Origin of the sequence: Pedobacter sp. B4-66 (assembly GCF_018492665.1) — a bacterium.
Taxonomy (GTDB): Bacteria; Bacteroidota; Bacteroidia; order Sphingobacteriales; family Sphingobacteriaceae; genus Pedobacter.
Genome location: NZ_JAFVME010000006.1, coordinates 563,677 through 584,757, shown reverse-complemented (window position 1 = coordinate 584,757; position 21,081 = coordinate 563,677). Strand labels below are relative to the sequence as shown.

Annotated in this window: 17 protein-coding genes; 10 read left to right on the top strand and 7 right to left on the bottom strand. The window is 38.0% G+C overall.

What is annotated here, in order from left to right:
* Positions 1-87 precede the first annotated feature (87 nt).
* The 3 genes from J1905_RS14135 to J1905_RS23820 all read right to left on the bottom strand — a co-directional run bounded on the left by J1905_RS14135 (position 88) and on the right by J1905_RS23820 (position 3,977).
* The gene (locus J1905_RS14135; RefSeq protein ID WP_214227921.1) at positions 88-1,194 is read right to left on the bottom strand and encodes a M20 family metallo-hydrolase; all 1,107 of its coding nucleotides are present in this window, start codon (positions 1,192-1,194) and stop codon (positions 88-90) included.
* Between the two features lie 217 nt (positions 1,195-1,411).
* On the bottom strand, positions 1,412-3,592 hold the full coding sequence (locus tag J1905_RS14130) for a TonB-dependent receptor (protein WP_214227920.1): 2,181 nt from the start codon (positions 3,590-3,592) through the stop codon (positions 1,412-1,414).
* Positions 3,593-3,653: 61 nt separating this feature from the next.
* Positions 3,654-3,977: a DUF6660 family protein gene (locus J1905_RS23820; protein ID WP_350027982.1), complete on the bottom strand. Its 324-nt coding sequence runs from the start codon at positions 3,975-3,977 to the stop codon at positions 3,654-3,656.
* Positions 3,978-4,068: 91 nt separating this feature from the next.
* Between J1905_RS23820 and J1905_RS14125 the strand changes: the two genes are divergently transcribed.
* The gene (locus J1905_RS14125; protein ID WP_214227919.1) at positions 4,069-4,797 is read left to right on the top strand and encodes a DUF3784 domain-containing protein; all 729 of its coding nucleotides are present in this window, start codon (positions 4,069-4,071) and stop codon (positions 4,795-4,797) included.
* Between the two features lie 10 nt (positions 4,798-4,807).
* Here the strand turns inward: J1905_RS14125 and J1905_RS14120 are convergent, their stop codons facing one another.
* The 3 genes from J1905_RS14120 to J1905_RS14110 all read right to left on the bottom strand — a co-directional run bounded on the left by J1905_RS14120 (position 4,808) and on the right by J1905_RS14110 (position 7,248).
* On the bottom strand, positions 4,808-5,254 hold the full coding sequence (locus tag J1905_RS14120) for a DinB family protein (RefSeq protein ID WP_214227918.1): 447 nt from the start codon (positions 5,252-5,254) through the stop codon (positions 4,808-4,810).
* An 81-nt stretch (positions 5,255-5,335) separates the two neighbouring features.
* Positions 5,336-6,574: a sensor histidine kinase gene (locus J1905_RS14115; protein WP_214227917.1), complete on the bottom strand. Its 1,239-nt coding sequence runs from the start codon at positions 6,572-6,574 to the stop codon at positions 5,336-5,338.
* Positions 6,574-7,248: a response regulator transcription factor gene (locus tag J1905_RS14110; RefSeq protein WP_214227916.1), complete on the bottom strand. Its 675-nt coding sequence runs from the start codon at positions 7,246-7,248 to the stop codon at positions 6,574-6,576. Before J1905_RS14110 ends, J1905_RS14115 begins: the two co-directional genes overlap by 1 nt.
* 140 nt (positions 7,249-7,388) lie before the next feature.
* Between J1905_RS14110 and J1905_RS14105 the strand changes: the two genes are divergently transcribed.
* The 9 genes from J1905_RS14105 (at position 7,389) to J1905_RS14065 (ending at position 18,321) form a co-directional block, all read left to right on the top strand.
* Positions 7,389-8,489: a DUF4856 domain-containing protein gene (locus J1905_RS14105; protein WP_214227915.1), complete on the top strand. Its 1,101-nt coding sequence runs from the start codon at positions 7,389-7,391 to the stop codon at positions 8,487-8,489.
* A 78-nt stretch (positions 8,490-8,567) separates the two neighbouring features.
* On the top strand, positions 8,568-9,656 hold the full coding sequence (locus J1905_RS14100; RefSeq protein ID WP_214227914.1) for an imelysin family protein: 1,089 nt from the start codon (positions 8,568-8,570) through the stop codon (positions 9,654-9,656).
* A gap of 11 nt (positions 9,657-9,667) precedes the next feature.
* Complete coding sequence (locus J1905_RS14095; protein ID WP_214227913.1) at positions 9,668-11,020, top strand: HTTM domain-containing protein; 1,353 nt, start codon at positions 9,668-9,670, stop codon at positions 11,018-11,020.
* Positions 11,010-13,433 carry a TonB-dependent receptor gene (locus tag J1905_RS14090; RefSeq protein ID WP_214227912.1) on the top strand — a complete coding sequence of 808 codons (2,424 nt, stop codon included), beginning with the start codon at positions 11,010-11,012 and terminating at the stop codon, positions 13,431-13,433. Before J1905_RS14095 ends, J1905_RS14090 begins: the two co-directional genes overlap by 11 nt.
* 289 nt (positions 13,434-13,722) lie before the next feature.
* Positions 13,723-15,030, top strand: coding sequence for a DUF5690 family protein (locus J1905_RS14085; RefSeq protein WP_214227911.1), 1,308 nt, complete (start codon positions 13,723-13,725; stop codon positions 15,028-15,030).
* Positions 14,981-16,072 carry a zinc-binding dehydrogenase gene (locus J1905_RS14080; protein ID WP_214227910.1) on the top strand — a complete coding sequence of 364 codons (1,092 nt, stop codon included), beginning with the start codon at positions 14,981-14,983 and terminating at the stop codon, positions 16,070-16,072. Before J1905_RS14085 ends, J1905_RS14080 begins: the two co-directional genes overlap by 50 nt.
* Before the next feature lie 87 nt (positions 16,073-16,159).
* Positions 16,160-16,597: an RrF2 family transcriptional regulator gene (locus J1905_RS14075; protein ID WP_214227909.1), complete on the top strand. Its 438-nt coding sequence runs from the start codon at positions 16,160-16,162 to the stop codon at positions 16,595-16,597.
* 54 nt (positions 16,598-16,651) lie between these two features.
* A complete protein-coding gene (hmpA, locus tag J1905_RS14070) occupies positions 16,652-17,863 on the top strand; it encodes an NO-inducible flavohemoprotein (RefSeq protein WP_214227908.1) in 1,212 nt (403 codons plus the stop codon).
* An 80-nt stretch (positions 17,864-17,943) separates the two neighbouring features.
* Positions 17,944-18,321: a group III truncated hemoglobin gene (locus tag J1905_RS14065; protein WP_173090683.1), complete on the top strand. Its 378-nt coding sequence runs from the start codon at positions 17,944-17,946 to the stop codon at positions 18,319-18,321.
* A 19-nt stretch (positions 18,322-18,340) separates the two neighbouring features.
* Here J1905_RS14065 and J1905_RS14060 read toward each other — a convergent pair whose 3' ends face one another.
* Positions 18,341-20,830, bottom strand: coding sequence for an alpha-L-rhamnosidase C-terminal domain-containing protein (locus tag J1905_RS14060; protein WP_214227907.1), 2,490 nt, complete (start codon positions 20,828-20,830; stop codon positions 18,341-18,343).
* Between the last annotated feature and the right edge of the window lie 251 nt (positions 20,831-21,081).

Genomic DNA, 21,081 nt, shown 5'->3' with positions numbered 1-21,081 from the left:
TTGTTGTTCAGGAATAAAACACCGATGGATTAAAACAAGAAGACCCTTCCATTATGGAAGGGTCTTTGTCATATTGGATTGTTATTGTTATAATGATTCAGAAGTCTGCAAGTTTAGCACGGTATCGTTAGCGAGATATGGGAATAAGGATTCCAACAGATCGATGTAAATGTTGATCCCGTCATTGATTTCTGCAAGATAAATGTATTCATCAGCGGTATGTGAGCGGGCAGAGTCGCCGGGGCCCATTTTTACTGATGGCATATCCAACCATCCCTGATCAGAACTGGTAGGAGAGAGGTAGGTTTTCCTGCCGATAGCAATGCCCGTCTTTACCAATGGATGCATCAAGTGGATGGAAGAGGGACTTAGTACATTCGGGCGCAGGGTGGTATCGCAGAAAGTATGATTTTTAATGGTGTTCAGTATTTCCTTTTCTGTGTAGCTGTGGTCAAATCGTATGTCGACAGTGAAGCTGCATTCCCCGGGAACAATATTGTGTTGTAGGCCTCCATTGATCTGGGTGACGGTCATTTTTACCGGGTTTGGAAAATTAGACTCTATTGGGAAAACATAATTCGAAAACCAGTGGATATCTCTGATGGCTTTGTAAATGGCATTATCACCTTCTTCTCTGGCCGCATGTCCAGAACGCCCGGTTGATAAACAGTCCAATACCATAGAGCCCTTTTCAGCAATAGCCATTTGCATGTTTGTGGGTTCACCCACAATCGCAAAGGAAATGGGCATCAGGTCATCTAATATGCATTTTATCCCTTTCTGACCAGAATTTTCCTCTTCTGCAGTTGCGGTAAGGCAAAGGTTAAAAGGGAGGTCAGTCCGCTCATAAAAATGAATGAAGGTTGAAATGAGTGACACCAGTGGGCCTCCGGCATCATTACTGCCAAGACCATACAACTTTCCATCTTTGGTAATGGGGGTAAAGGGGTCATTTACATACTGTGAGTTCGGTTTTACTGTATCCAGATGTGAGTTGAGCAGTATGATAGGTTTGCTCGGATCAAAATATTTATTGTAGCACCAGATGTTGTTGAATTTACGGATTGTAGCTACAGATCGCTCATTTAAAAATGTTTCTACGTGATCTGCAGCAAAGCTTTCTTCACCACTGAAGGATGGGGTTTTTATTAATTTCTCGAGCAGCAATACTGCCTCATCATATAATTTTTTCATGTGCACAGTTTCTTTGGTACACGCGTTTCAAAAGCAATGCCTTCAATATGCCAAAGAAAGAAAAACAGACTTTAGGCCATTCAAATCAAGTAGAAATATTTTTTTAGCAGAATAAACTTTAAAACAAAGCCTTCCAAAATGGAAGGCTTTGTTTTAAATTGAGTTGGCTGTTACGTCCGGTTTTAATAGACATTAACCCCTGTAAAATAACAATACACTATAATCTTATTTTTATTCCTCCGTTAATTATAAAGCCATCAACTGGAGCATAAATGTCTCTAAAAACTGGCTCGGTAATAGTACCTGTATAAACGGTATCAAACTTAGTTTGCCGAGTATCGGTTAGGTTTTCAAAGTTGATGAAAATAGAAAATCGTTCCCATAGTTTTTCAGCCATAAATCCGGCTGTCCAATAACTTTTTCCATTGGTTCCGTCATTTAATCTTTGTTTGCTATAGTAATAAGCCTCAGCACCAATTTTCCATTTGTCTTCCACCTCATACATCAAAACATTGTTTAAACGGTGTTTTGAAACCAGTGGATATATGGTGCTTGTGCTCCCTGTGTGTTGGTTTACATCGGCCAGGGTATAGCCAATAAACAACTTAAAATCACCATAAGTGATTTTGGCATTTGTTTCCATTCCTTTGGTATCCAAATTACCTTTAGGTTGGACATAGGCTAAATTATTGCCCGTGGTTGTGGTTAATAATATCGGATTATTGACACGAGTATAAAAGAACATTTGATTAATGCTGAAACCAACTTTATCATCAAATAGGATAGTTTGGTAATTTACATCATAGTTGGCTCCATAAGAACGTTCTGCTTTCGTATTGGCCACATCAATAGGCAATACATTACGAAATTGGACTCTTTCTGCGTCCTCTGTAAATACAGTAGGTGCTTTGTACCCTAATCCACCACCTAAGCGGGTAGAGAAATGTTCATTGATTTTCCATAAGCCTGATACTCTCGGTAAAAAGAAAAATCCATATTCATTATGATAATCACCACGAATGCCGGATTCAATAGTTAATTTCTCTGTTGCATTCCATGTATTTTGCACAAAGCCTCCAATTGTTGTATAATTGTAGTTTCTTAAGGCGAAATTGCTATTTCGATCCTCCTTGAAATGATCTGTAAGAAGGTTTACACCTGCAACCCAGTCTGATTTTTCGCCAGTACGAGCATAGTTGGCTTCGCTATAGGTTGATAACTGTACTCCTGAAAAAAGATAAGATGGTAAGCCGATGCTTCTATCATAATAGCTTACAGAATTACGAAAAGTCAGTTTCTCTTTATCATTTAATTTATGGTCTAATTCAATCTGGGTACTATAGCGACCTGTTTTATTCTCTTCAAAATAACTGTGCTGAGCATTGCCATTGCCTTTAATATATTCCAAATCACCACCTATACGTTTCTCCGTGGTAGCATTTATTCCGGCAGAAAGGGTAGTGGCATTGTTAAAATAAACAAACAGCTTTGGATTTAGTGTAAAGCGATTAAATTTTGGAATGGCTGTGAGACCAATATCTGATGGATCGTATGCCGTACCCTTGTTATAAGCGGCGTAAACAGTAATTCCAATTTTTTCAAATTTCTGTCCGTAAAATCCACTTACATCAAGTCCTAAGGCCGAAGTTCCATTTAAAAGAAAATTTAACTGACGCTCTTCTGTCGGTTTCTTAGAGACTAAATTTACAAGTCCGGCTATTGCCCCACCACCGTATAGAGTAGAAGATGAACCTTTTATAACCTCTACTTGCTGTAAATCTAATGGGGCGATTTGTAACAAACCTAAACCACCCGAAAAACCGGCGTATAAAGGGAATCCATCACGGATGATTTGAGTGTATTTTCCATCCAAACCTTGAATACGAATACTTGAGTTACCACTTGTGGCCGAAGTTTGCTGGGTTTGAATACCTGTACTTTCTGCTAGCAGCATTCGGATATCTCCCGGTTTCATATTTCCTTTTTCATCTAATTCCTCACCTGCAATGACCTCTACACGAGTAGGTATATTATCAATAGTTCTGCTGCTTCTTGTAGCCGAAATAACAACTTCATCCAATTCCTCTTCTTCCTCGTCTGTTTCAAGTAAGATCAGCATAGGTGAAGGTTGTGTTAAAGGGAAATTTAAAGTATCAGTTCGCGTTTTAAAACCGACATAACTAAACTGGATAATTTGCTTCCCTGATGGAACATTGTTTAATGCAACTATTCCATCAGCATCCGATATAGAGCTGATGTTTGTTCCTTGAACCTTAATGTTTGCTCCAATGAGGGCCTTATTGGTTTTTGCGTTTTTTACAACCGCATTGTATGTGTTTTGAGCATAGGCTGACACCGTAAAAAACAGTGCAACCATAAGCAAAATATATTTATTCATGATGTGTTTAATAATTAAGTAATTTCAATAAATACAGCTTCAAAAAACTGTTAATAAGAGATTAACTTAATTTAGGTGGTTGCCAGATGGAATATGGCATTTGCCGTAATTTAACTGCGATGTAAATATAATTGTGCTGAATAGGTTTTAAATGGAGTGTAAATGTTAATACAGACAAGTTGTTAATGGTAAATCCAATACAAGTTCCACAAACATAGAAAGGTGAACAGTTCTTACAACAATCATCATCTTGTTCAGGGCATTTGTTATGTTTCTCCTCTGAAGATGATTGATGGACATGAGCCTCATTTTCTTCAAATGCACAGCATGGTGCTGCCGTTAGCGTCAGCACAATTACAGATAAAAGTAATGCGAGGAATTTCACAGGGTGAAAGTAGAAAAAATCTGTAAACTAATTTTTTATGTTTGTATCAAATAGCAGCTTTTTTCTAAAATAGTTAAGAAAACCTTGATAGATGTTGATAGTTACAACAATTTTAAGCTTAGTGTTTATTGGAATAGGATTTATCGTTACTGAAAATAACGCTAAGTATATACTTTCTGGTTATAATTCAATGTCTGAAGAAGATAGACAGAGATTCGATATTAAATCATATGTTCCTTATTTCAGAAACTTCCATGTATTTCTAGGGAGCTCATTATTCGTTATTTCTGTCGTTCTCTTTTACTTTGTGAGTTCAGTTTGGGGTGGGATTTTTATGGTAACTTATCCTATTGCAGCCTATATCTATTTTGTTTGGAAAGCGAACCGATTTTTAAAAGGAAGTACCGGAAAACAACGAATCTCAACATATATTGTCATGGGATTTCTTTTTATAATATTCCTTTTGATCGTTTTTATGTTTACTTATAGTCTAAGGGATAACAAAATTGAAATCAAAAATCAAACCCTAGAAATAAGTGGGGACTATGGAACCAAATTAAACATAGCTGATATAAAATCAATTGAGTTAGTAAATGAGTTGCCAGAGATCAGTTCAAAAATAAATGGTTTTGCTATAGAGACAATAAAAAAAGGATCTTTTAAAACAAAAGATGGCGAAAAGGTGAAACTATTGATTAATTCAACCAGTAATCCTTTAATCTTAATTGTAACAAAAGACAGCCAAAAAATATACTACTCATCCAAAGAAACATCAAATGAGGAAATCTGTAACCAGCTAAAAAAGGTCATAATTAAATAAATACACAACATTAGGATTGTAATCTCACAAATTGAATGTAATCTGTACTTGGAGGTTGAATATTGTACTGCTTCAATTCCTTGGTTATCTGAGCGCGATGGTAAGTGCCATGGTTGAAAACGTGCAATAATATATCTGCAACACTAGTCTCAAAATGGACATTCGTTGTCGTGGAGTATTTAATGATTTGCATGTCTATGTTTACCATCTGTTCTAGCTTTGTTAGCTCTTTGGCACTTTCCTCAAGCAGGGTTTTGCATGTTTCCAGGTCATGTAATTGCCAAACACCAAAGGAAGGGCTGGTACCGTTAATTCTGGCAACCCATCTTGTTTGTGCATTTACAATGTGGCTAAACAGTAAAATGGATGATTCAGGAACAAAAGCAGAGTTGATCATTAGTGTATCCAATAAGAGAGAATTTGCCCAGTTATTGTATCTGCAGAATTGGTTTAACATCACAGTTTTTTTTTGATTAAAGTTAAAGGAATTCAATCGAAATGCTGTGGTTTTATAACAGAATCATCCACAATGGTGAATTTAGAAATGGATACTAAAACGATGTGTATGTTTCTCGTAGTTGTATTTCACATTCCATTTGTTGAGCGTGCAAATTTGCTTTACAATTGAAAGTCCAAGTCCATTTCCTTTATAACCTTGAGAGTCTTTTCCAAATCTTGAAAATAGTTTAGATTCAGGGAAAGAAAGTGGTTTTCCTTCATTCGTAATTTCTAAAGCTTCCTCATTTAGGTTAACAACAATTTGGGCGTCTTTGGGGGCGTAAGAAAGTGCATTGCTGAGGAGGTTAGAAATTAAAATTTCCATGAGAAAGGCACTTGCAAATACTTTCTTGCTCTGAATTTGTAGTTCTGCACGCAAACCTTTATGCTGAAACAGATCTTCCATTAAATCAAAGTTGCGTTTTAGGACATCTTCTAGCGATACCCATTGTACATCTGTATAAGCATTGTTTTCTAGCTTTGCTAAAAGAAGTAAGCCTTTGTTTACTTTGCTGAGCCGTATTGTTGCTTGTTTTGCATCATTAAGTAAATGGGCAATTTGTTCTGTTAATGGCTGTTGACTAATGCTTTCTAATCTGGTTTTTAATATGCTGAGTGGGGTCTGGATTTCATGAGAAGCATTTTCTGTAAACTCCTTTAATGCAGTATATTCTCTTTTACCCCTAGCGGCCAAATCAGTTAGTACGTTGTTCATTTCCTTAAATTCTGTAACATCAGTAAGCGTGAGTTGTAGCTCTTCTTTTGAACTTACTGAGTACCCTTTCATTCGCTTTAGGTTTATTAAAAAAGGCTTCCAGACTCTGCGGCTAATGAAGTAGTTAACCAAAGTGCCAAGCACAACGAGCAAGACTGCTATGGATAGGAAAATATAAATGATGGTTTTAGAATAATTGTCCCAGCCAATATAGGTGGTCATGACTTTGATTCGGTAAGGTTGCCCGTTGATTTTTTTACTTTCTACGAAGTAGTAGTAGCCTTCGGTTACCTTTTGAAGTCTGTCGTAAATGAGGGTGTCTTTAAAAATTTTTGGCAGTTTCATTAGGCTTTCATCGCCCTTAGTAATCTGAACCAAAGGAAAGGCTACAGTTCGTCCCATATGGATTTCTTCGGCAACCATGTCGGTTTGTAACTCCAGTTGTTCTTCTATTTCTTTGGAAATTTCTTTCCTTAGGAAAAGAAACAACATACAACCGGTAATACCCAATACTACTGCACTGAGCCAAAAATGGTAATAGCTAATCTTTGATAACAGCCTCATTAATGAGTAAACTTATAGCCCATTCCGTATACCGTTTTGATGTAATCTTTACCAGAGATATTGCACAGTTTTTTTCTTAAATTCTTCATGTGTACGTATACCGTATCGAAATTATCACTCTGGTCAAAATGATCTCCCCAAAGGTGTTCTACTATTGAAGCCTTGCTAACCACACGATTTTTATTGATGACAAAATAAATGAGCATGTCGTATTCTTTTCTGGTTAGACTTATCTCACTGTCTTTGAAAAAGAACGATTTAGAGGAAGGATGCACGGTGAAATCATCGAATGTGATTTGTTCAGCACCTTTTAATGTTTTTCTGCGGTATATAGCATTAACACGGGCATTCAACTCTTCCAGATAAAAAGGTTTGGTCAAGTAATCATCGGCTCCTAGATTTAGCCCGGTTAGTTTATCTTGCAGTGAGTCTTTTGCCGATAGAATAAGAATTCCGGTTTCCATATGGTTTTTTCTAATGCCCTCTATCAGGTCTATCCCACTTCCGTCGGGCAGGGTTATGTCGAGCACCACCACATCATACATGTAGTTTTTTAGTTTTTGCTCTGCTTGGCCAAAAGTTATCGCTTGCTCACAGATGCAATCATGTGAGCTGAAATAGCTTTCCATTTCTTCCAGTAGTATGGGCTCATCCTCTACAAATAACATCTTCATAAATATTCTTCAAATTAATTTGATTTTTTATAGACTCTTTAGAAATTCTTTAGAATTGACTTTAATATTTGCAGCAAGATTAGCACTTATTTAGACTTAATACAAACAATATAGTAATAATTTATATAATCAAATAAAAAATGAAAATTCAATACTTTAAAAGTTCAGTATTTGTTGCCCTAGCAGTTGTTGGACTTGCCTCATGTAAGAAAGACAAAGTTCAGGATGAAGTAATTCCTCCTTATGAAGTGCCAACAACTTATAACTTTGCTGGAGCAAGCTATACTGCCTCTTCTCAAAGAGTGAAAATGGCTTTAGAGTTAAACTCTTACCTTGGAACCGCACTGAATGCTACTATTACTTCAGCAAAAGCAAATGATTATTTTAATAATACAAATAATCCATTTACTGGAGATGCAACCCTAAACACGTCTGGTGTAAAGCTTGTTGACAAAACTGCTGACGCTGCAACTTTTATAGGATACTTTACAGAACAAGCTGCTAACAGTACTAAAAATGGTGTTGAAGCTACAAATGGTACTGTGGGTTATGTACTTAAAGGTAGTTCAAAAAGATTGGTAAGTGCAACAGGTTTAGAATATAACCAAGCTGTAGCTAAAGGTATGATGGGTGCTTTATTCTTTAAAGAGGCCATTAATATTCTTGCAAGCGTACCAAGCGCAAATAATATTATTGTAACTAATGGAGCTACTGCTATGCAACGCAGCTGGGATGAAGCTTTTGGTTACTTAGGCGTACCTGTTGATTACAGCCCGGACAAAACTTATGCTAACACCGATGCAATCAGACCATTATTATGGGGTGGTTACTTAGGAGAGCGTGGTAAAGGAATTGAAGCTGGTAAAGTAATTTTCAACGCTTTCTTAAAAGGCCGCGCTGCAATTGGTGCTAAAGATTATGTGGTTGTAAAAGAACAAATCGCGATCATCCAGGCTAAATGGGAACAATTGGTTGCTGCTGCAGCTCTAGCTTATACGACTATACCTACTAATGCGGCAAGTGCAAATGATTTGCCGACTCAATTCCATGCTTTGTCTGAAGGTTATGGATTTGTTTCATGTTTCAAATATCGTCCTGTCAACAGTAAATTAACGGAGGCAAACTTTCAGAAACTTTCTGCAATCATGAAAACTAATTTTTATACTTTGGTTAATGAAGCTGGTTTTACCAAATTGGTTGAGGCACAAACTATATTAAAAACAACCTACGGTTTAAACTAAATAGTAGGTTTGTTTTACTAAAGCTCCTGGCACTTTTGCGCCAGGAGCTTTCATTGTTAATACATTAAGTTAAAGAATATGAAGATAAATCCTATTAAATCTGGGTTAGTAATAACTGTACTGGCACTTACAGTTATTATCATTGCCTGTTCAAAAAAAACAGGAAAAGACAATGGACCACAAGCTGATGGCTTTGATAAAGCCAGTATGCTGACGAACTATTCCGATAATTTGATCATTCCCGCGTATACCAGTTTGCACGAACAAATAGCTCAACTGGAGATCGTTGCAAATACGTTTCTTACGACACCGAATGCTGATAACCAACAGACTTTAAAAGTAGCATTTAAAACTGCCTATTTGCAATACGAGCAAATTTCGGTTAATCATTTTGGCCCCTCTGAACGAGTTTTGCTTAATAATTTTCTAAATACTTTTCCGGCAGATAATGCAGTAATAGATGGTAATATTACACGCGGTACTTACGATCTGACTCAAAATTTTACCACCAATCAGCAAGGTTTTCCAGCTCTTGATTATGCTTTGTTTGCACCGGATGCCTTGGCTAAATTTACTGACGCCGGAGCTGCCAATCGTAAAAAATATGTTGAGGATTTATTTGCACGTATGAAAGTGCTTACAGCTGGCGTGGCTACTACATGGAAAAATACTTATAGGACCGAATTTATACAAAATACACGTTCGGATGCAGGCAGTCCTATTGCTTTCCTGATCAATCAATTCGCCTATGAAATGGATCAGATGAAGGGGCCGCGAATTGGCTGGCCTTTCGGAAAGCAGTCGGGAGGGGTGCAGTATCCAGATAAAATAGAAGGTTACCATTCAGGGATATCGGTTGCACTTGCAGTAGCAAACTTATCCAGCCTTAAAAAAATGTTTACTGGCAATAGCAGTGGCAAGGGAATGTCTGATTATCTGATAGCTCTAAATAAAAAAACTTTAAGTGATGATGTGCTTAAGCAGTTTGATTTAGCGATTGGTAAACTGAATGTAGTGCCAGATCCGCTATCAACTTCTTTAGTAAATAAGAAAGCAGAAATTGAAGCTGCGTATCGTGAAATACAAATTCTACTAACACTGATCAAAACTGATGTAGCTTCGGCAACAGGTGTCCGTATAACTTATCAGGATACTGATGGTGATTAATTAAGATAGTAATGCCGGAATATTCTTTATTTCAACGTATTCGAAAGCCCGTATCTATTGCACCACTGGTTATTTTCAGGGTGCTTTTCGGGTTAATGATGTTTGCTGGAATTGTGCGTTTCTGGCTCCATGGCTGGATAACCGATTTGTATGTGAAACCCAGATTTTACTTTAGCTACTGGGGATTTGAGTGGGTGCATCCGTTAGGAAATACCGGTATGCACCTGCTTTTTTTATTGGCTGCTGTTTCAACGATTGCTATAGCCATAGGATTTCTGTATCGTATATCGATAGTTACTTTTTTCCTGACTTTTACCTATATAGAATTGATTGATGCCACCAATTACCTTAATCATTATTACTTTATAAGTTTGCTTGGTTTTTTAATGATATGGTTGCCTGCAAACCGGTGTTTTTCCATTGATGTAAAACTGTGGCCTCATTTAAAAAGAGATATGGTTCCGTTATGGGTCGTTGGTATTCTCCGTTTGCAAATAGCTGTTGTTTACTTTTTTGCTGGCCTTGCCAAACTGACCCCGGATTGGTTGCTACATGCTACACCTATGAAAATATGGTTGCCAGCTAAAAGCCATCTGCCATTAATTGGCAGTCTGATGTATACAAGCTGGGTAGCTTATTTGTTCAGTTGGTTTGGTGCTATTTACGATCTTTTTATTGCTTTCTTTTTAATTAACCGACGCACCCGACCAATAGCCTATCTTTTTGTTATTGGCTTCCATCTGGCTACCGCCTTGTTTTTTCCGGGCATAGGAATGTTCCCTTATGTAATGATTATATGTAGCTTTATTTTCTTCAGCTCATCATTTCAACAAAAAATACTAAATATAGTTAGCGGCGGTAAGTCAACTTCTGACGATAATGTTTACCAATTGTCCGTCCGCGCAAACACTATGTTTATGCTGGCTATGGGCATTTATTTTTTTATTCAGTTTGTTGTTCCTTTACGTTTTCTAGCTTATCCGGGTCAGTTGTTCTGGTATGAAGAAGGTTACCGCTTTTCGTGGCGTGTAATGCTGATGGAAAAATCGGGCAATACTTTTTTTTATGTTAAAGAGCCTTCTACCGGAAAAACTTATGAAGTAAACAACAACGAGTTCCTCACTCCATTGCAGGATAAAATGATGAGTACTCAACCCGACCTGATTTTGCGTTATGCGCATTATCTGTCCTCAGTGTACAAGCAGCGCGGGATAAAAGATCCGGCTGTTTACGCTGAATGTTTTGTGGCACTGAACGGGCAACGTTCGCGCCCATTTATTAACCCCACTATTGATCTTTCCAGGCAGCCTTTGAGCTGGCATCATTATACCTGGATAATACCCCATGCTAAAAATGAAAAATAACACCTTTGGTAAAATATTTCTTTTTGTACTTTTTAATATTTGCTTTTTAAACGCGTTCGCGCAAAATTATACCATTAATGGCCGTGTGCAGCTAAATGATAAAGCTGCTGGCGGAGCTACTGTAACTCTGACTCCTGTTAATATAAAAACCGCTAGTGATGAAATTGGTAATTTTAAATTTAAAGGAGTTGTTGCCGGAGAATACGAATTGTTTGTGCGCTTGGTGGGCGCAAAAAACTACCGTAAAAAGATCACTGTTAATAATAATATTGTCCTTAACATCGCTTTAGAGGATGCTGATACCAGGCAATTGGATGAAGTGAATGTACAGGATAGTAGTCAGCGCATGGCATCGGGCAATTTAAGACAGGTAGAAGGTACCGCCATTTATGCCGGTAAAAAAACCGAGGTCGTTAACGTTAGTAGCTTGAATGCAAATTTGGCAACGAACAACACCCGTCAGATATATAGCCGCGTAGCGGGAATAAATATTATTGAGTATGATGGCGGGGGATTGCAATTAGGTATAGGGGGCAGGGGGCTAAATCCGAGTCGTGTATCCAATTTTAACACACGCCAAAACGGTTATGACATTAGTGCGGATGCTTTAGGGTATCCTGAAAGTTATTATACGCCACCTGCAGAAGCATTGGATAGGATAGAAATTGTCCGTGGAGCGGCTAGTTTGCAATATGGAACACAATTTGGCGGCTTAATAAATTTCCAGCTAAAAAAAGGCCCTGCAGATAAACCAATGGAAATTACCAGCCGACAGACCGCAGGTTCTTTTGGCTTTTTTAACTCTTTTAACAGTATTGGTGGTACAGTAAAGAAATTGAATTATTATGCTTATTACCAGTACAAGCGTGGTGACGGTTGGCGTCCAAATAGTCATTTTGATCAGAATGGAGCCTATGTGCATTTGGATTACCAGTTTACACCAAAGCTTAAACTAACAGGCGAATACACTTATATGCATTATCTGGCTCAATTGCCTGGCGGTTTAACGGATGAAGAATTTGAAACAGATCCAAGCCAATCTAACCGTGCCCGTAACTGGTTTAAAGTGGATTGGAATTTGGCTAATGTTACGTTGGATTATGAGTTAAATGATCATACTAAAATTAACTGGCGCAGTTATTATTTGCATGCTAGCAGGCAGGCCTTAGGTATATTAACTTACATTAACAGGCCCGACCTGGGAGAACCCCGTGATTTACTTGATGATACCTTTAAGAACTATGGTTCTGAGATACGTTTGCTACATCAGTTTAAGGTAGTGAACAACCAAACCAGTACTTTTCTGGGTGGAGTAAGGGTTTACAAGGGTTTAACCCTGCGCAATCAGGGTAATGCAGATGATGGTAGCGGCCCAAGTTTTAAATACACAGGTAGCTTTCCAAGTGGTTCGGGGTATGAGTTTCCAGGTGTTAATGTGGCAGTATTTACAGAGAATATTTTCCAGTTAACAGAAAAATGGAGTGTTACTCCGGGTGCAAGGTTCGAATTTATTTCTACCAAGGCGGATGGATATTATACGAGAAAATCAAGCCCTTACGAAGATTTTTACTACATCCAGAATTTCGAGAAGAAAACAAATAATCGAGCCTTCGTATTTTTTGGTTTGGGTACTTCGTATAAACCGGTACAAGGTATTGAACTGTATGCCAATGCATCACAGAACTATAGGAGTGTAAATTTTAATGATATTAGGGTAGTGAATCCTAATGCTCGTGTGGATTCTACTTTGTCAGATGAAAAAGGATACACCATTGACGGTGGTATAAGAGGAAACGTAAACTCATGGATGCGCTATGATCTAAGTTTATTTTATTTGAAATACAACAAGCGCATCGGCTCAGTAAATACAAAAAGTGCTGATAATATAGAGAACTTCCGTCTTAGGAAAAACATAGGCGATAGTAGAAATATAGGGTTTGAGAGTTTAATTGAAGGTGATTTGTTGAAAGCCTTTAGTAGAGGAACCAGTAAATATAAACTCAGCATCTATACAAATTTTGCATTGATAGATGCCAGATACATTAACAGTTTAGATCCATCAGTGCGAAAGGATAATTTGGTTGAATTTGTTCCGCCTATTTTATTTCGTACGGGTATTTCTTTTGGTAACAAACGCTTTGATATTGCATATCAGTTTTCTCATGTTGGCAAACAGTATTCTGATGCAACCAATGCTGAAAGATCAGACCGGGCAATTGATGGGGTAGTACCTGCTTACGAGGTAATGGACCTTAGTGCAAACTATAGATGGAAGTGGTTTACCCTATCTGGAAGTATCAATAATTTGGCAAACGAAAAGTATTTTACGCGTAGGGCGGATGGTTATCCGGGACCGGGCATCTTACCTTCCGATCCCAGAACGTATTACATGACCTTACAGTTTAAACTGTAGCTTTTGTTGGTTAAGTATATGTATACTTATATGTGGTTTTAATCTGATTTCTGTAAAGCTATATGTTGTTGTGTTTTTCGATGACCGACATAATAGCTATTACACCTGTGTTCTTTGTTTAGTTTTTATTATGTTGATAAACAAGTTGTAATGTATTTGTTTTTATATGAAGTTAAGATGTTGAGTATAAAAAGTAAGGAGTACTAATATTAATGAAAGCTTAACATTTACGGAACACAACAGAAGATAAACAATGTTTAGTTTTGCTAAACATTTAGTTTATCTTGTTATGCAATCAATTATAAAGACTAAAAAACTACAGAAAGTATTTGCCAATCCTGCCTGGGCTCTGGTAGCGGCTTTCGGTACTTATTTTTGCATGTATGGCTTCAGAAAGCCGTACACTGCAGCTACCTATGCCGAAATTTCACTTTTTGGTTTGAGCTATAAATTTCTACTGGTTATTGCCCAAACTCTGGGGTATGCTTTGGCGAAGTGGATAGGTATAAAAATTGTGTCAGAGATTAAATCTCATCAACGGATAAAGGCTATTCTAGGCTTCATTGGGTTTGCGGAGGTCATGTTACTGCTCTTCGGATTAGTGCCAAATCCATTTAATGTAATTTTTCTGTTTTTAAACGGACTGTCTTTGGGTGTGATATTTGGTTTGGTGCTTGGTTTCGTAGAGGGCCGTAAGCATACTGAGTTTATGGTAGCAGGACTTTGTGCAAGTTTTATCATTTCTGACGGCGTATCCAAATCTGTTGGAGCTTATATTTTAGCATCTGGGATAACCGAGCAATGGATGCCTTTTGTGGCAGGACTTGTGTTTTTAATACCCACACTGTTATTTATTGCAATGCTCACCTGCGTACCAGCTCCTTCAGCAAGAGATATTGCATTGCGATCAGCAAGAGTGCCCATGACAGCTGAAGACAGAAGCAGATTCTTTAATAAATATGCACCAGGACTTATAGGGATTATTTTAGTTTATCTGATTGTTACATTGTTAAGGAGTGTAAGGGCTGATTTTGCTGTAGAGATATGGTCTGGACTTGGTTATGAGCAAACCCCAGATTTGTTTACACGCTCAGAATTGTTAGTATCATTTGGTGTTATCATTATAAGCGGTTTTGCTGCTTTCATACACAATCACTATAAAGCATTTAGTTTCTCTCTCTTTACAAGCCTTACAGGGTTTATGATTTTGCTTTTTGCTGTAGCTGGTTTAAATCATGGTGCAGACAAATTCATTTCTATGGTGCTGATTGGGCTTGGAATTTACATCCCTTATGTAGCTGTGCACGCTATTATGTTTGAGCGACTTATAGCCATTACTCGTGAAAAAGCCAATGTTGGATTTTTAATGTACATAGCTGATTCGGTTGGTTATACAGGTTATATTGGCCTGATGATTTTAAAGTCCTTTGCGCCAGCATCAGATTCTATTTTTGATCTGTTTTTAAAAATCAGCATCGGTATGGGGATCTTTGGTATTCTCCTGATTATATTTTGTTATCTGTATTTTAAAAATAAGCTAAAAAGTAATGAGCAACAAATTTCCACAATATCCGCAGGGCAAAGCTATACTGTTTAAGGGGCCTGGAAAACCTTTCGAGGTAATCAACAAGGACGTAACCGGTATCACTTTAAAAGAAGTACTAGTCAAAAACCTTTATACTACCCTCTGCGGAAGCGACATACATACCTATTGTGGCCATCGCGCAGAAGCTGAGCAGGTAGTGCTGGGGCACGAAATTGTTGGCGAGGTTTTATGGTTTGATGATGAGCAGGAGTTAAAGGATTTAAATGGCGAGCTGATACAAATTGGGGATCGTATTGTATGGTCAGTTTTTGCTGTTCCTGAAGGTGTTGAGGCACCAAGAGCTGATATGCCTCAAAAAAGTGAACAGCTATTTAAATATGGTCATGCACTGGCAACTGAACAAGATATTTTTAATGGCGGAATGGCCGACTACTGTATACTCAAACCTAATACAGCATTCTTGAAAATATCAACAGACGTTCCTTTGAAAGTAGCAGCTACAATCAGTTGCGCACATTCAACAGTGATGGGGGCGCTAAGGATAGCCGGAGATATCATGGCGAAAAAGGTACTTATAGTTGGTGCAGGATTGCTGGGTATATCATGTGTAGCCATGTGCAGAGAGGCGGGGGCCAAATGGATAGGTTTGGTTGATAATGACCTATCACGCTTGCATTGGGGACCGAAATTTGGAACCGACGAGACTTACTTATTTCCTGAAAACACTAATGCTGCACTGCCATGGCCAGAAGCCGATATTGTATTTGATATGACGGGGAGTCCGAAAGCCATGAAAACAGGTATTGACTCGCTGGCTCTTGGCGGCTGTGCTGTCTGGATTGGTGCTGTTTCTCCGGTAGATGCAGTTCCGGTGGATGCTCAAAAAATAGTACGCAAGCTTTTAACAATAAAAGGCCTGCATAACTACAACTACCAAGACTTTACAAATGCAACTGCTTTTATAGTGAAAGAACATTCAAAGTATCCTTTTAGCGAACTGATTGAAAAAGAATATCCATTAGATAATGTAGAAGAAGCATTTCAGTTTGCCATTGAAAATAAACCTGTAAGGGTAGGCATCCAGATTAATTAATTTTTAAAATTACAACTGGGGAATAAATTTAATAAAAGACTAAAAACTCTTTTATTTTTAATAAATAACTGTAGCTTTGCGATGGTTATGGGAATCTTTTCAAAAACATGTGAATATGCAATACGCTCGGTTTTTTTTATCGCGCACCGTACGGCTTCTGGCAATAGGGTGGGGATAAAAGAAATAGCTAGTGGTATTGATTCTCCCGAACATTTTCTAGCCAAAATCTTACAAGATTTAAGTAGAAGAGGAATAGTCCAATCTGCAAAAGGACCTAATGGTGGTTTTTACATTGACGAGCGGGGTCTTAAACGCCCTTTATCAGAGGTTGTAGAAGCAGTGGATGGAAACAGTATTTTTACCGGTTGTGGCTTAGGGCTAGCTTATTGTTCTGAAACAAATCCTTGCCCATTGCATAATGAATTTAAAGCCATCCGTAACCAGCTGAAAGACCTTTTGGAGCAGACAACCATTGCTGATTTTAGTGAAAGTCTGAATTTGGGCATTACTAAATTGAGGAAATAATAGATAAAAAAAATTTACAATAATAAAAGATAAAAAGGTATTAATATATTTATTATGAACATTGAACAAAAACAATTGATTAGCGCTACGGTACCGGTATTGAAAGAAAATGGTGTATTATTAACCACCCACTTCTACAACAGAATGTTTACACACAACCCTGAACTTAAAAATATGTTCAATATGGGGAATCAGGACAGTGGGAAACAACAAACCGCTTTAGCCATGGCTGTGTTGGCTTATGCAGAGAATATTGCAAATCCTGGTGTATTGATGCCTGTTGTGGATAGGATTGGACATAAACATGTAAGTTTAGATATCAGACCTGAGCACTATCAAATTGTTGGACGTCATTTAATTGCTTCGATACAGGAGGTTTTGGGAGCGGCAGCGACGCCTGATATCATAGATGCATGGACAGCAGCTTATCAACAGCTGGCAACACTGATGTCGGGGCATGAAACAAAATTGTATCAGCAAAAAGCTGCGCAACAGGATGGTTGGACAGGTTGGAGACCATTTTTTGTCGGAAAGAAAATTGTTGAATCTTTAGAGATTACTTCATTCTATTTGTACCCAACCGATGGAGGAAAAGTAATGCCTCATATCCCGGGTCAGTACATTAGTATCCGTGTGTTTTTGCCAGAGTTAAGTTTGTATCAATCACGTCAGTATAGTGTGTCAAGTACACCAACTAACGATTATTATCGTATTTCCGTAAAAAAAGAAAAAGGACTTTTGCTGGATACCAATGGTAAGATTAGTAATTACCTTCATGATTTTATTCAGGAAGGAAATAAAGTAGACCTTACCGCTCCTGCCGGTAACTTCACATTGGCTGAGGATTTGGATGCTCCGGTAGTATTAATTAGCGGAGGTGTGGGTTTAACACCTATGATGAGTATGTTGCAGAATCTTGTAGATAAAGATTATGGTCATTCTATTACCTGGCTGCACGGGTGCAGAAACCGTAAGGTACATGCTTTTAAAGAAGAGTTAGATGAGATTACAAAGGAAAATGAGAATGTAAGCCAGCATATTTTTTATGATTGTCCAACCGCAATGGATAAACGTGAAGGCGTGATGGAAGGATTTTTAGATATCAATAAAATAACTTCACTACCCCAATTTTCTGGAACGAGATATTATGTATGTGGGCCCTCAGCATTTATTCAAAAACAATTCAACGATCTTGTTGCCAAAGGAATTGAAAAGGAATCAATTCTATTTGAAGAATTTGGCCCGGCCCTGCTTCAATTGAATTAATTTATTGATACTAGCAGATGGAATCAACACCTTTGATTCCATCTGTATAGAAAGAGGATAAAAAATAGATTTATAGTATTATGGAAGAACAACGAAAAGATATAGATACAGAAACCGATGTAGAATTGCTTGTAAACGAATTTTATACCAAGGTAAGAAATGATGAACTTTTAGACCCCATTTTTGCTGCTGTCATTAAAGGGAATTGGGATACTCACCTTAAACTTATGGTTGATTTTTGGTCAACTTTACTCTTATATACCCGAAAATACGTTGGCGCTCCCTTACCTAAGCATTTACCACTTAAACTTTCAAATGAGCATTTCGACCGATGGATTAAGTTATTTAGCGAAACGGTAGACGAATTGTTTATTGGGGTAATTGCCGAAAATGCAAAAAACAGAGCATTAAGTATCGCAAGAATTATGAAAGCAACTAAAGGAATTTCAGCTGATTGAAGTCAATAGTCAGTGCATGTTAATTGGGATCAAAAAATACTCCACTTAATACCGCATTATCGCCTCGTACCATGTTGATCCTGAACTTTACCGATTTGTTATAAGAGTAAGTGAGGTAAGCGCCACCAAGGCAATTTTCCACTATTTTTACCGGTGCAATCAGTTTAGAGCTGGCTGCATCGAACATTTCTACCGCGATTTTTCTTCCCTTATTGTCCCAATCAACAAAGTAAAGGGATACTTTAAAGTCCTTAGTGCCCTTTATGTCAATTGTTGAAGTAAAAGTATACCCAATCTGGTCTGCATCCATAGCAAATAAACAAGCAGCGGTTCTAGGGAAGCTATTGACAGCATCCGGCGAGAGTGCTCTGCTATCGTTCGTATCAGTTTTCCATACCACATTTAGGGGTAAACTGTTTCCCTTTACTTTATAATAATTGACACCGGTGACATATGAAGGTAGTGACTTTTTATCTTTTCCATCCCCATTATAATTGCAGAGTACGTAACCATCTTTTCCATATACTTTCCCCCAATTTCCACTGGTTATAGAATCTATTCCAATGAATTTGGCAGGATATACCTCGGCCAGTTCGGAGTAACGGGGAGATTTACCTTTGTAAGTAGTTACAATTTGGTAGTTCCCAGGTTTAACTCCTGTAAAGTAAACGAACTGCGCATCTTCGCTAGCCCTATCAAAAGTCTGAGCAGATCGAGAACGACCATTCCATGCTAAAACACCATTAATTTTAATGTTCATGATCGTTTTTTCAACTTTTGGAATACCGATTCGACCAAGGGTTCCAACAGGTATAGATACGTTACTCAACCCTGTAGAAACATCAAAACTTGCACTGATTACGCCCCGAGGAGTTGGTGTTTTTCCTGAAACATTTGTTAGTGTTCGGCCAAGGTGCGGAAGGATGTCAAATGTGGCGAAACCAGGTGATGTTGGTTTTATACCGAGGACCTCTTCACTAAGCCATTTGGTAACCCCTGCACCCCATGGGTGACAAAGGCTTGTAAAGCCACATTGGTTATTGGGTACAGGTCCATTTTTGCTAACTACCGCATTCCATGATGGACGATAATCTTCGAAAAAAGTCGTGCCCCCGTATTTAATCTGACCACCCCATAAGTCACGTATAGAACTTAATGCGTCATCATATTTATTCATTAAAGCAAATGCCTGGATTATAAAGTGTTGGTTGAAAGGAGAATAGGAGATGCGATTTACCTTGTCGGCAAAACTCTTCTCATAAATTGCTTTTTTTTCGTTACTGTTGAGAAAACCGGTTGAAACTGCATCTGCACCTGCGTGAAGACCGAAATCCTGATACCATGCTGCATTTTTCTTCAAGTCAGAAATTTTTTCAGTAGCATAACTAAGATATTTATCCCTCAAATCTTTCCGGCCATAAACATTCATCACCTCCGAAAATTCTTTCCAGGCACGTATGGATACCATTTTGTAAGCATTTTGTGGTTCCGGAAGATTGGGGTGCTCAAATCCGGATCCTAACCGTTCATCCCAACCGAAAAACTCAAGATTGGGATTGGTTCCATAAACCTTATAGGCATCATCTAGCTTTGCTGAGGCATTATCTATGTACTTTTTAAGTGTTGTAGTGTCGCCGGTGTATTTATAATAGTCAATTAAACTTAGTACCCAATAAAGCGCATAACTTCTGATACCATTACTCTGAGTTGAGGTATAATCAATATTTTTCTTTACAAAATCATAATTTCCAAATGCTACCATAGAGGCCGCTTGAGATGGATGTGCGTCACCTGTCCACGAAAACCTGTCGCCACGATTCATCAGAATTGCCCCTAAATAGTCTTTGAGTAGGTTCAACTTTACTGTGTAAGCTCCGGTATACCATATGCGTGTGAGTGTTGTATCGCTGCACGAGAAACTTCCATTGTAATTCACAGGTCTGGTTTGGCATACTACTCTTACCCCGGTAATCCGCCAACTTTTAGAAAATGAGCGTACATGGATCCAGGCAAATCGTACACCCTCATATAAATCAGGGTTTAATTCAAGACGATATGTATTACCAAGCTTTTTAGGGAAGAGTGTTTTTGTCGGATAATTTGATGGATAGTTAGGTGTTTGATTGTATTCACTTATACTCATTTCTACTTTTCCGGTAAGGTCAGGGCTATCGAATTCGACCCATCCTGCATTAGTTTGTCCGAAATCAAATCGGATGTATCCCTCACCATTCACAACAATAACCTTGTTTTTCTTAAAATCATCTGTATTGAAACTGCGCGAGTCTGAAACAGTATAGTTCACAGGGTGTAATTGGTAGCTTTCCAAATCATCAGTTGCTTTTGGGTTTGCCCAGGTGTAATTAATAATAGGATCGGGAGAAAATGGGTTTCTAGTTCCATTTTTTGTAGCTGTTACTGGCGGATAGTCTTTAATTTGCGCTTGTACCGAATTGTTGCCGATTGATAAAAGCACCAAGAAAGTAAGTGCAAAATAAGCTTTCCCCATTTGAACTGGTGTTATATTTTAGTTGAACAACGAAAGTACAGTGTATAAATTGAAATTCCGTTGCAGTAAAGCTGCAGTTATTTGTACTTTTTGATATAAATCTCTAAAGTGAGATTCACATCGTGTCCCGATAATCTATTGCTAAGTTAAATTTTGGTGGTTAGTGGTTTACTGGTCGCCCTGTTTTTTGGTAAAATATGTACACATTACGAGAAAACATACAAAAAACGACGAATCTGACGAAATCCGTA